The sequence below is a fragment of the uncultured Mucilaginibacter sp. genome, assembly GCF_903913935.1.
Taxonomy (GTDB): Bacteria; Bacteroidota; Bacteroidia; order Sphingobacteriales; family Sphingobacteriaceae; genus Mucilaginibacter.
Genome location: NZ_CAIWNH010000399.1, coordinates 1 through 11591, shown reverse-complemented (window position 1 = coordinate 11591; position 11591 = coordinate 1). Strand labels below are relative to the sequence as shown.

12 protein-coding genes and 1 pseudogene are annotated in these 11591 nt (G+C 41.0%); 2 read left to right on the top strand and 11 right to left on the bottom strand.

Features of this window, described 5'->3' with window-relative positions; genetic code table 11:
* Positions 1 to 655: glycoside hydrolase family 15 protein (locus tag QZY09_RS16090; protein ID WP_295674013.1), on the top strand; the 655-nt coding region annotated here is incomplete at its 5' end.
* A gap of 66 nt (positions 656 to 721) precedes the next feature.
* Here the strand turns inward: QZY09_RS16090 and QZY09_RS16085 are convergent.
* From QZY09_RS16085 to QZY09_RS16065, 5 genes are all read right to left on the bottom strand, one after another.
* On the bottom strand, positions 722 to 2923 hold the full coding sequence (locus tag QZY09_RS16085) for a bifunctional alpha,alpha-trehalose-phosphate synthase (UDP-forming)/trehalose-phosphatase (protein WP_295674011.1): 2202 nt from the start codon (positions 2921 to 2923) through the stop codon (positions 722 to 724).
* Positions 2924 to 3066: 143 nt separating this feature from the next.
* Positions 3067 to 3549: a hypothetical protein gene (locus QZY09_RS16080; RefSeq protein WP_295674010.1), complete on the bottom strand. Its 483-nt coding sequence runs from the start codon at positions 3547 to 3549 to the stop codon at positions 3067 to 3069.
* Positions 3550 to 3917: 368 nt separating this feature from the next.
* Positions 3918 to 4724: an SDR family oxidoreductase gene (locus tag QZY09_RS16075; protein WP_295674009.1), complete on the bottom strand. Its 807-nt coding sequence runs from the start codon at positions 4722 to 4724 to the stop codon at positions 3918 to 3920.
* A 162-nt stretch (positions 4725 to 4886) separates the two neighbouring features.
* The gene (locus QZY09_RS16070; RefSeq protein ID WP_295674007.1) at positions 4887 to 5366 is read right to left on the bottom strand and encodes a hypothetical protein; all 480 of its coding nucleotides are present in this window, start codon (positions 5364 to 5366) and stop codon (positions 4887 to 4889) included.
* Between the two features lie 214 nt (positions 5367 to 5580).
* Positions 5581 to 6480 carry a DnaJ domain-containing protein gene (locus tag QZY09_RS16065; protein WP_295674006.1) on the bottom strand — a complete coding sequence of 300 codons (900 nt, stop codon included), beginning with the start codon at positions 6478 to 6480 and terminating at the stop codon, positions 5581 to 5583.
* Between the two features lie 121 nt (positions 6481 to 6601).
* Here QZY09_RS16065 and QZY09_RS16060 point away from each other — a divergent pair, with 121 nt between their 5' ends.
* On the top strand, positions 6602 to 7099 hold the full coding sequence (locus QZY09_RS16060) for a hypothetical protein (RefSeq protein ID WP_295674005.1): 498 nt from the start codon (positions 6602 to 6604) through the stop codon (positions 7097 to 7099).
* Here QZY09_RS16060 and QZY09_RS16055 read toward each other — a convergent pair.
* The 6 genes and pseudogenes from QZY09_RS16055 to QZY09_RS16030 all read right to left on the bottom strand — a co-directional run.
* Positions 7096 to 7839, bottom strand: coding sequence for a menaquinone biosynthetic enzyme MqnA/MqnD family protein (locus QZY09_RS16055; RefSeq protein WP_295674003.1), 744 nt, complete (start codon positions 7837 to 7839; stop codon positions 7096 to 7098). The genes QZY09_RS16060 and QZY09_RS16055 overlap by 4 nt on opposite strands.
* Positions 7840 to 7847: 8 nt before the next feature.
* Positions 7848 to 8465 carry a histidine phosphatase family protein gene (locus QZY09_RS16050; RefSeq protein WP_295674002.1) on the bottom strand — a complete coding sequence of 206 codons (618 nt, stop codon included), beginning with the start codon at positions 8463 to 8465 and terminating at the stop codon, positions 7848 to 7850.
* 107 nt (positions 8466 to 8572) lie between these two features.
* Complete coding sequence (gene mqnE / locus QZY09_RS16045; protein ID WP_295674001.1) at positions 8573 to 9766, bottom strand: aminofutalosine synthase MqnE; 1194 nt, start codon at positions 9764 to 9766, stop codon at positions 8573 to 8575.
* A 70-nt stretch (positions 9767 to 9836) separates the two neighbouring features.
* Positions 9837 to 10451: a YigZ family protein gene (locus QZY09_RS16040; protein ID WP_295674000.1), complete on the bottom strand. Its 615-nt coding sequence runs from the start codon at positions 10449 to 10451 to the stop codon at positions 9837 to 9839.
* 7 nt (positions 10452 to 10458) lie between these two features.
* Positions 10459 to 11316 carry an EamA/RhaT family transporter gene (locus tag QZY09_RS16035; protein WP_295673998.1) on the bottom strand — a complete coding sequence of 286 codons (858 nt, stop codon included), beginning with the start codon at positions 11314 to 11316 and terminating at the stop codon, positions 10459 to 10461.
* Positions 11317 to 11405: 89 nt separating this feature from the next.
* Positions 11406 to 11591, bottom strand: a pseudogene (locus QZY09_RS16030) (riboflavin biosynthesis protein RibD); the annotation flags it as partial.

Genomic DNA, 11591 nt, shown 5'->3' with positions numbered 1-11591 from the left:
GTTTAAAATAGAAGCTACCATCGACGAAAAAGACGCAGGTATTTGGGAATTCAGGAATATGGCCAATATACATTGCTATAGTAACCTTTTCCAATGGGCCGGCGCCGCAGCTGCTGAAAAGATGGCTTTAACAATTGATAACAAGGAATTGGTTGAAAAAGCCCGGTCGTTAAAAGACCGCGCGGCAGCCCATATTGAAAGCTGTTATGATCCGGTAAGGAAAGTTTACACCAATTCAGCGGGTAGCCCAAACCTGGACGCCAGTACGCTTCAACTCATTATGATGAATTACCTCGACCCGGCATCCGACCGGGCAAAGGATCACTTAATTGCATTAGAAAAGGAGTTGAGAACACCAAATGGCTTGTTTTACAGGTATTTATATAAAGATGATTTTGGCCGCCCGAAAACAACGTTTCTTATCTGTGCTTTCTGGTATGTGGAAGCGCTGGCCTGCGTGGGCCGGTTAGATGATGCCATGCACGAATTTGAAAATCTGCTGCAATTCAGCAACCACCTGCTTTTATTCAGCGAAGATGTTGACGAAGAAGATGGCAGCCAATGGGGTAATTTCCCGCAGGCCTACAGCCATGTGGGATTAATGAATGCGGCCTACCGCATAGCCATGAAGCTAGACAGGCCGATATTTTTGTAAATTTAACTGAAAGGCGAAAGGTAAAGGGTGAAAGGCAAAGAATAACAAACCGTTTGCCTTTCGCCTTTAACCTTTCACCTCAACCGCCACACTTTCCGTAAAACTCAGCAGCAATTTTCTCACTTCTGCAGGGTTTCTGAGATAGAATTTAGCCGCTGATACGTTGCTGCCAACTTTTATGGTAATGGCATTATCCGGCAAAGCCTTAAAGATATCTTCATCTGTATAGTCATCACCAAACGCAATTATAAAATCATAATTATCTTTTTCGACCAAAAGCAAGGCTGCTTTTCCTTTATTGATCTCCACATTTTTTACTTCCAGCACCTTATCCCCGGGTAAAAGCTGTAATCCCTTATCACTTGCCAGGTATTTTAAATTATTCATCAACTCGTTGGCGCGCAATTCTCCCAGGCCCTTTTGCGCGTTGCGGTAATGCCACACCAGCGAGTAGGTTTTTTCTTCGATGAATGATCCGGGGGTCCGGTCGACATAGGTCTCTAATACGGGTAAAATATCCTGTTTCCAACTGTCGGATAATCCTGAAATCTTATGCCAGGATTTATTTTGTTCTTTATACCATGCGCCGTGTTCGGCAACAAGGTAAACGTTTTTATCGCCGAACCATTCGCCAAGGTTTTTGTGTTTCCTTCCGCTGATCATAATTACTTCATTGGCAGGATCCTCGGTTAACTTATCAATAATTGCAAATAGTTCTCTATCCGGGTTAGCCTGTGAGATATTTGACTTAAAGCCAACCAGCGTGCCGTCATAATCTAAAAATATAATGCGTTTTTTTGTTTTAGAATACCGTTTCACAATGGATTGTTCGGTGCCAAAACTCACATGCCGTGTTTGCATGGAACGCTGCATTTGCTTAACTTCTTTAAGCTTATCCATGAAAATTTTAACCCAATGCAGGATATTGAACTTTGTTACCAGTGCTCTCATTTGCTGCATCCGCTCTTTTTGTTCATCTTCGGGCATATTCAGGGCGGTAATAATTGCATCGCATACTTCGTCGATATTATTGGGGTTAACGATAAGTGCATCAATCAATTCTTTTGAGGCCCCTGCCATTTCGCTGAGTACCAGCACGCCATCGTCGTGTATCCTGCTGGCAACATATTCTTTGCTCACCAGGTTCATACCGTCGCGCATAGGCGTAACGAGGCAAACATCCGCTGAGGCATATAAGGCTGAAAGCATTTCAATAGGGAATGACCGATAGTAGTAATGTATGGGCGTCCAGTCCATTTTGCGGTAAAGCGCATTGATATTACCAACCTTTTTATCAATTTCATCACGTAAATGAGCATACTGAGGCACAGTATCTCTTGACGGCACCACGATCATATACATCGTTATTTTTTCCGCATATTCTGGGTGCTTTTGCAATAGCTGTTCAAAAGCCTGTAAACGTTGTAATATCCCCTTGCTATAATCAAGCCTGTCAATTGATAGGATAAGTTTTGAATTCTTAAAGGCATCTTTTATCGAGGCGATATGATCTTTAACAACTTTTTTCAACGGAAGCGCAGCATATTTGTTTACATCAATACCCATCGCGAAGGATTCAACCACCAGCGATCGCTCACCGGTAGTGATGATATTCGCAGATACAGTAACCGGCAAAATCCGCGACACGGATCCGGTAAAATGGCGCACGTCGTCAAATGTGTGGAACCCGATCAGGTCGGCGCCCATTAATCCTTCCAGTAATTCATAACGCCAGGGGATATTCCTGAACATTTCGTGTGATGGAAACGGGATATGGAGGAAAAACCCGATGGAAACATCAGGTAGTTCAGCCCTTACCAGTGATGGCAAGAGTAAAAGCTGGTAATCGTGTATCCAGATCACATCTCCCGGCTCGGCAATCTTCAGGATTTCGTCCCTGAATTTCCGGTTCACGATATTATAATATTCCCAGTACGATTGTTTGTAAACGGTATAAGTTGAAATATAATAGTGGAATACAGGCCATAGCACATCATTGCTGAACCCTTCATAATATTGATTGATCTCCTCCTGCTCTAAAAAAACAGGTGCAAGACTCATCTCAGCAAGTTGCTGCCTGATATTTTCACGGTCGTTTTGTTCAGTTACCTCAATGCCGGGCCATCCGATCCATTTGTTGTTACCGTGTTTATAAACCGAGCGAAGGCCGGTTGCTAAACCGCCTTCGCTTGATGAGAAAACATATCCTTCATCTATTTTTGATATTTTTACAGGAAGCCTGTTAGATACGATTATAGTTTTGGGCATAAAGACCTTTTATGATAAAAGGTTTCTTTATCGAAGTTGTTTTAAAAAAAACCGCAAAACAGGCTATTGCAAGCAAATTTTTTCATAAAAAAAGCCGCCTGCACTTGTGCAGGCGGCTACGATAGATTAAATTACGTGATAACTTATTTAACTTGTTTAAAGAAGTCAAGATTACCTGAACCTGTTACCCTAACCAACACTTCGTGGTTATCATTCTTCAAATCAACGAAGTATGAAGTAGCGTCGATATCGTTGTTAACAGCTTCGTTTGTCTGGTAAACGATCACACTAACAGGAGTATATTCCTTGTATTGTTCAGCGATCAGTTTCTGCGATTTTGCAGGGATAGCTTCGTAGCTGATTGTTTGGGTTGTGCCCAGGAAATCACCGCTAAGGTTGTAAAACGCGGTTTTCTTGGTGCCGTCGATCAAAAATTCAGCTTTTTGAACGTTTTTGTTAACTGTCCAAACTACGCTGGTTGCACCGGCAAAGTCAGCGTTAAACTCTTGTTGAACATAATATGATGCAGTAGCAGTGTTTTCATTAGCTTTCTTACCGCCGTCAGCAGCAAATACAGTTACACTAAATAAAGCAGCAGTTGCGATTGTTAAAAATATTTTTTTCATGGTTGTTTTTAATTTTAAATCCGCAACAAATATAGAGTTATTTTAACAAACACATAAATTTTATTTCACTTTTATGATAAATTCATAATTATAGTCTATTAATGGTGAAAATTTTAGATATTCATAATTCACTTAGTTTATTTTTTACAATATGTCAATCAAAAAAACATCTAAAAACACAGTAATTTTAATTGTAATGCCTTTTTAATATTAAATTAACCTTAAAAATGTCATTTAAGTGTCATGTGAACAATTATTTGTTGATGAAGTAGGAATAAGTTGATTGTTTAGATAATTTTTAATTCGAAAACCAATCAACTTAATCAACCCAATTAACCCAATCAGCCCTATCAACCACTCACTAATACTCAACCATTATCAGCAAAGCCTGGATACAGGGTCATTCCGCCATCCATAAAGATTGTGGTGCCTGTAATGTAGTCAGCTTCGTCGGAGGCGAGCCAGGTGGCAAGTTTGCCAATGTCTTCAGGTTCGCCTACGCGGTTGTAAGGGATGAGGGTTAATAATTTGTTCAGCGCTTCAGGTGTATCCCAGGCACTTTTGTTTATCGGGGTTTGTATGGCGCCCGGGCCGATGGCTACTACGCGGATCTTATGCGGGGCAAGTTCCTGGGCGATGCTTTTCATAAACATACTGATACCGCCCTTGCTGGTTGCATAATTTACATGGCCTGCCCATGGGATCACTTCATGAACGCTGCTCATACAGATTATTTTACCCGCTGCCCTGCTCCTGCCTTCCACAACTCCCCTTTTTATAAATTCTTTGGCCGCTTCGCGTGCACACAGGAACTGCCCGGTTAGGTTGATACCAATGACGGTATTCCATTGTTCCAAAGTCATATCGATAAAACGGGAATCACGTTGGAGGCCGGCATTGTTCACCAGGATGTCAATGGTGCCGTATTGCTGGTACATTTCGACAAACATGGCTTTCACTTCGTCTTCCTTGCTGATATCCGCGTGAATAGCATAGGCTTTCCCGCCGGCGGCTGTTATTTCATCTACAGTTTGTTCGGCCACTTCGTGCGCATCCACATGGTTAATGATCACGTTAGCGCCTGCGGCCGCCATGGCTAATGCTACGCCTTTGCCTATGCCGCTGTCCGCGCCCGTTATTAATGCTGATTGTCCTTGTAATGCTGTTGAGTTCATAGATATTTTTAAGTTATTTTTAAGTGGTAGTATTATAGGTTTTTCACGAACCTCAAATTTCTGCTAAAGTACTGCTCGGTTAAATTCCAATAAATAAGGCCGGAAAAACCGGCCTTATAAAAATAAAAACTTAATTATTAGGAAATAAAAAAAAAGATGCGATTATTTTCCTTTTAATGAAAAGTTATATCCTACACGAATAGCGAACATACTGATCACATCGCCTTCGGTATAATATCTTAAACTCAGGTCAAATCCATTTGTCACATAACCCACATTTAAACTGCCTGCAAAGTTGGTCTGTGAAAAGGAAAAACCAGGCCCTTTGGTAGTTAAATCGCCGACACCAATTTGTGGCTCGCCATAAAAGCCATTACTCGTATTATAGCGGTACCCGGCCAGAATTGGAACAAGGCTTAGCGTTTGTCCCGCAAAAATAGTTCCTGATTTACTGCTAAAAGTAGAATAGCCGGCAGTTAATGTAATTTGTCCGGATTGGCCAACTCCAAAAAGGCCCTTAAGATTTCCTCCAAATCCTACATTATAGGCAGAACTGTATGATCCTAAAAGGAAGTCCCCTTCGGCACCTACACCAATCTGGTTATTGCCGGTTTGGCCGTAGCAATAAATAGTTGTTCCCAAAAAAACAACCAGAGCAATTAAAATTTTTCTAATAAATTTTATTTTTTAATGATATTATTAGGTTAATTTTAAACAAGTTAAAATAAAATCATTAGAAAATAAAAATTTATTTTTGGTTTAAATAATAGGCCTAATGGTAATTTACCATTGGTTAAATAACAGGCTTACTTTTTATCAGCTATTTATATTTAAGGTTGAAAAAAACAACTACTGACTACCTGTGTTGCAAGGACCACTTAGGCACGTACCCCACCACATTATTATAAGACACCCTATAATACGTATTCCCCTTGGCGATAACCACCACTTTTGAATTAGCCGGGATAGTTTGGATAATGACAGCGCCGTAGCTGTCAAATTCCCTCATGTTAACTACGCCGGTAGGATTTGCCTTAACATAAGTCATGTATGACGAATTAACTTGCAAACCTTCATTTTTACTGGCTGCAGAAATAGTTTGTTTGGCATTAAAATCAGGAATGGATTTTTTAACCGGAGTGACCGCGGGTTCAATGTTACTGGTAGCGGTTTGCTTATTGTTTTCCAACGCGGTTTGTTTGATCCTGTAAACTGGTTCAATTGGTTTCTCATAGCTATTAGCTATATCAACTTTAGATGAATCTGCGGCGATCTTATTTTTATGTTTCTTTTTATGATGTTTTATGGTATTGGCGACAATTACCCTGCTGGCAGGGTTTGATTGAATATTAATGATCTTATTAGGCGGATTGAATGTCCTCACCAGGTAATCACCTAAAATAAGGGCGATCAATATAAAAACAATCGTCATGCCAATACCCGGACCTTTTCTTTTGGTTGGAACTGATGACGAGGACGGCGGCCTGTAAGTTTGCTGACTATAATAGTATTGTTGTTTCGGCTGCTCCTGCTGGTACGATTTTACTTTATTTATCGCTTGGTCGTACTGAATACGTTTAACAGGATCGCGTAATGTTTCCCAGGCCTCCTTAATATCCCTGAAGCGGTTTTCGAAATATTTATCGCCCTGGTTCAGGTCGGGGTGGAGCTTTTTCGAAAGTTTTCGGTATGCTTCCTTTATTTCATCTAAAGTGCAATCCGGTTCCAGCCCCAGAATATAATAGAAATCCTTCATTATTGAATATTACAGCTAAAACACTTTGAATAACTGTTTGATTCAATTTTTATGATTTAGTTTAACGGGACATATAGAATGTGCCTATGCCGGATTTCCAAAATTATAGGTATACTTGTTTATGGAGACCAAAACGCAATTTAAATTCAATCCTTTCTGGGTATTTTTTTTGAGTTTCCTTACGTTAGCCATTCTGAAAACGTGCTTCAGTTATCTTTCACAACCATTGGTAAGCTGGGATAATTTTTTTTCGTGTTTACTTCCGGCGTTGTTGGTTTATCTTTTTTTGCCAATGACAGTTAAAATGATTTTTAATATTCCCGCGATTGTATTAACTGACGATTGCTTGAATAATAATATAGGAGGATATTCAATAGAGTGGGCGGATATAGCAAGCATAGAACTTAACACAAGTGGAACCCGAAGTCTCGCTAAATTGGCAATCAATTTAAAGGAACCGGAAAAATATTTTAACACCCCGATTAAAATGTTCCTTTATAAAACCAGACAGCTTGTTGTTGTCAACGACAAATCAATATTTGTGGATTTTGTATCCGGAAACAATGAAGAAATTTTTTCAATAATAAAGGCCTATTGGACAAAGGATGTCGAGGACTAAAGTTCCTTGATATATTCCAAAAACAAATACAAGGCCTTCTTTTTATCCTCTGTTAAATCAAAATCGAGTTTGTGCATCAGGTAATCTTCCAGGTCGAAGTCTGGCCTTTGGGGTAATTCTTTCAGCAATTCTGTACGATGATCGAGCCCAAATTTAAGCGCCTGGTTAAATTCAGCCATAAATTCCTTCGGGATGGGTTTGTTCGCTATCCATGCGGCGAAAACAAAGGGCAGGCCCGTGAATTTCTGCCATTCTTCGGCAAGATCATACACAAAAGCATATTTTTCCTTTTTGCCGAAGGTTCGGTCACCTATTTGTACAAAAGCAGTAGTTGCGTCTGGTGATTCCGCATAATCACCTGCATTAACCACCAATTCAGGCGTTGTTTTCCAGAAATTGTTGAGCAATACTTTCGCAAGGTTATTGGATGAGCGCGACTGAGGATCCAGCTGCAGCGTTTTAACTTCGTTGATATCGCAATTGCTAAAGATAAACACAGAATTAACCGCTCCAACCGCACCGATACAATAATCAGCTACAATTTCCCATGCCGGCAGGCTTAAAGCTGCTGCCACAGGGATAAGGCCGATATCAACCACATCATCAATCAGTTTTTGTGCACAATCTGTAGGGTTATCAAGGCTGAGCTCAATTTTTTCGCTGATGCCTGAATGCTGCAGGCCGTATATAAAGGGTTTGGTATTAGTATAGCTAACTGCTGATATGCTGATCTTATCCACAAAAAATATTAAATGTTTTTTAAATGTTCGGCATTGTTAAAATCTACGATCTCGTATTTAACGCCGTCAAAGGTAACTTTATATAAAACCAGGTTCTGGTGAGGGAATGAATCCATCTCCGTAAGCGGCTTATCGGTCAGCAGGCATAAAATAAGCCTGAGTGCCCTGCCGTGCATGCAAATCAGCACCGTTTCCTCCTCAGGATGGCTCATGATCACTTTTAAAGCTTCCTGCTGCCTGGCTTTTACTTCATTTGGGCTTTCTCCCCCTTCAAATTTTGCATCCAGGTTGCCATCTACCCATTCACGCATGATCTTTAAAAACTCGCCCCTGTTTTCTTGTGTCGCCGGTTGTCCCTCATGGATCCCCCACCCCAACTCATCAAGCCCCGCCAGTTTTTCATAAGGAACACCCAAATCAATAAAATGCTGAATGCTTTGCTGTGTCCGTTTCAGTTCGGAAATATAAATTTTATCGAACGCAACCGATTTATAGGCATCGAAAAAAGCCAGTGCCTGTTTGCGCCCTTCATCATTTAAATCGGTATTCATACCACGACCCTGGATGATGCCTTGTTTGTTTAAATCAGTTTGCCCGTGGCGGACGATATATAATGTTTTAGTCATTGAGTCATTTGGTCATTAAGTCATTGAATGTTTGTTAAGTGATATTTGATCTTTCTGCGTCGCTATAAAACAGATTACATTTTACAATGACTTAACGACCAAATGACCTAATTGATAACCGGTAATCTGTAATACGAAGGTTTCGCTTCGTCCGGAAATTTAAAATCAGTATAATCTGTTACTACGTTGTATAACGTATCACGTTCAATAGGCTGACGGCCCACCTGCTTGATCAGTTCAACCAATTGCTTGGTGCTCATGGCCGGGTGTTGTTCTTCAGCTCCTGCCATTGAGTAAATTTTAGTAGTATCATCAAGCGTTCCGTCGATATCATCCACACCAAAATTCAATGATAATTGCGCGGTATTACGGCTGATCATCGCCCAGTAAGCCTTAATGTGGTCAAAGTTATCCAGGTAGATACGGGATATGGCATAATTGCGCAGATCTTCAATCACGGATACTTCCGGAACATGTGACATCTGGTTATCCTGGTTACGAAATTTCAGCGGGATAAACGTTTGGAAACCGCCGGTTTTATCCTGTAGTTTACGCAAACGCTCCATATGATCAACCCGGTGCCAGAATTTCTCAATATGACCGTATAGCATAGTGGCATTTGACCTGGCACCCAGTTTATGCCATTCTTCGTGGATAGCCAGCCATTGCTCGGCGTTACATTTATCTTTGGCGATCTGCTCCCTTATTTCAGGATGGAAGATCTCGGCCCCGCCGCCGGGGATCGACTGTAAGCCTGCATCGTACATCAGGCGCATACCGGTTGCATAATCAATTTTTGCTTTTTTAAAGATATAGTGATATTCAACCGGTGTAAGCGCCTTAATATGCAGTTCGGGCCTGTGCGCCCTGATCCTGCTGAACAATTCGCTGTAAAAAGCGACGTCGTACTGCGGTAAAACCCCGCCCACAATATGTACTTCGGTAACCGGCTCATTGTCGTATTTTTTTACGATATCGAACATCTCATCCATGGTATACTCCCACCCTTCCGAGCGTTGTTTAATCAACACGGAGTAGGAGCAAAATTTACAGTCGTAAACACATAAATTGGTGGGTTCGATATGAAAGTTACGGTTAAAATAAGTTTTGTTGCCGTGACGTTTTTCGCGGATATAGTTAGCCAGAACGCCCAGGTAGCCTAATTCGCCTTTTTCAAAAAGCAAAACACCTTCATCAAAAGTAATGCGCTCGGCATGAAGTACTTTTTCAGCAATATGTTTCAGATCAGCCGTAAGATCCGGGTTTTGAAGTAAGAGCAGGAGGTTATTTTCAGTTTCCATTCAAAAAACTTTGTGCAAAAATAGCAAATGTTAATGTAATGACGGTGTAAGATTATTGTTTAAACAGCTATCAAAGACTATAATCATATTTAACCTTAATACCGCTTAGCTTATTTACCTTGCCGAGTACCTGGTTTACCTGCGTTTTCCGGATGGATAATTGTATACTGCATTCAGTATCAAAATTTTGATTGATGATTTGGATGTTGTCTTCTTTAATTATCCGCATCACATCATTCATTTGCAGGTAGCCAAAATGTACGGTATAAAAATCGTTTACTGTCTTCTCCATAACCACAGCGTTATTAAGCGCTTCTTCGGTAGCCGTTTTATAAGCGTTAATGAGCCCAGGCACGCCGAGTAAGGTGCCTCCAAAATAGCGGACAACCACTATTGCTATGTTTGTCAGGTCGCGGGATAACAGGGTATTCAATATTGGTCGGCCGGCTGTGCCCGAGGGTTCGCCATCATCATTCACCCGGAAGACGGAGCGGTCAATGCCCAGGCGCAGTGCTGAGCAATGGTGATTTGCTTTCGGATGTTCTGATTTCAGCTTTGCGATAATAGGCTTCAATTCCAGCTCCGACTGTATCGGATAAGCAAAGCCCAGGAATTTGCTGCCACGGTCTCGAAACAAGCCTTCTGCAGGTTTTTCAATGGTACGGTAGGTGTCTTCAAAAAGCATTCAACGATCAGGATATGGACAAAATTACAACGGCAATGATAGCGATAAGGATACCCGCTTTGTTGAGCAGGCTTAACTTTTCTTTAAAAATAATCAATCCAATTAAAGCCCCGAACACGATAACGCCAATATTCATTGCTGAAAACACGGTGGACGGTTGGCTGGCCAACGCTTTGTGAGCCTTGATGTAAAACAGGATATTACCAAAATTGGCCGCACCCAAAACCCAGCCGATCAGGATATGCGGCCAGGAAAACTTCATTTTTTTGGCAGCAACCTGGTATACCAAACCAGCCAGCGAAAACAAAAATGCTAATACAAAAACGATGAAAAGCGAGGTGCCATAACTAACGGATTTAAAAGCCGCTATCTGTTTAAATAAAACATCTATCAGCCCCATCCCCACAAAAACCATTAACAGGTACAGCCATGCATTTGCCGCAACTTTGCGCACCATACCGCTTTGTTTCCATGGGATAGTGCAGAGGATGGCAGCAAATCCGGTTAGTATACCAATTGATTTTAGCAAGTTCCCCTTTTCGCCAAAAAGTAAAAAGGCGGCCATGATGGGGATCAGTAAAGAAAGCCGCTGGGCGATATCGGTACGAACAATGCCTGATTGCTTAATTGAGATACCAATTATAATAAAAAGCAAAGGCAGCAACAGGCCCAATAATGTATAATTAACTATGGGAGCGCCGGACAGGTTAACCAGTTTAGGTTTTAAAAAAAGCCAGCTTAAAAAAATAGCCATGGAGTAATTCCAAACCACTGCCTGGTAAACGTCGATATGATAACGTTTAGCCAGTTTCAGCATTACAGAAACAATTATACTGCAGCAGATGCTTAGTAAGATGTAGAGCATTTTGGTTTGGTTGATTGGGTTGATTTAGTTGAATGGTTGATTAAGTTATTTATCGCGGTACAAAAACTCAATCAAATAATCTAACTTAATCAACCATTCACTAATATCATTAATTTATCATCGCCAATAGCCTGTTCATCAGCTACTGTTCCTTTAATTTCCGGTGATTTGATGCCTTGTTTTAAATCGGAGGGGCCTGTAAAAATACGGGCCTCGTCCCATAAACCGGCTTCAATAAAGCTATTTAGCGTATGTGCGCCGCCTTCAATTATCAC

Bases quoted from the DNA above. Each gene is read 5' to 3' on its own strand.
- QZY09_RS16085 (WP_295674011.1), bottom strand. From the start codon at position 2,923: ATGCCCAAAACTATAATCGTATCTAACAGGCTTCCTGTAAAAATATCA.
- QZY09_RS16080 (WP_295674010.1), bottom strand. From the start codon at position 3,549: ATGAAAAAAATATTTTTAACAATCGCAACTGCTGCTTTATTTAGTGTA.
- QZY09_RS16075 (WP_295674009.1), bottom strand. From the start codon at position 4,724: ATGAACTCAACAGCATTACAAGGACAATCAGCATTAATAACGGGCGCG.
- QZY09_RS16065 (WP_295674006.1), bottom strand. From the start codon at position 6,480: ATGAAGGATTTCTATTATATTCTGGGGCTGGAACCGGATTGCACTTTA.
- QZY09_RS16060 (WP_295674005.1), top strand. From the start codon at position 6,602: ATGGAGACCAAAACGCAATTTAAATTCAATCCTTTCTGGGTATTTTTT.
- QZY09_RS16050 (WP_295674002.1), bottom strand. From the start codon at position 8,465: ATGACTAAAACATTATATATCGTCCGCCACGGGCAAACTGATTTAAAC.
- mqnE (WP_295674001.1), bottom strand. From the start codon at position 9,766: ATGGAAACTGAAAATAACCTCCTGCTCTTACTTCAAAACCCGGATCTT.
- QZY09_RS16040 (WP_295674000.1), bottom strand. From the start codon at position 10,451: ATGCTTTTTGAAGACACCTACCGTACCATTGAAAAACCTGCAGAAGGC.
- QZY09_RS16035 (WP_295673998.1), bottom strand. From the start codon at position 11,316: ATGCTCTACATCTTACTAAGCATCTGCTGCAGTATAATTGTTTCTGTA.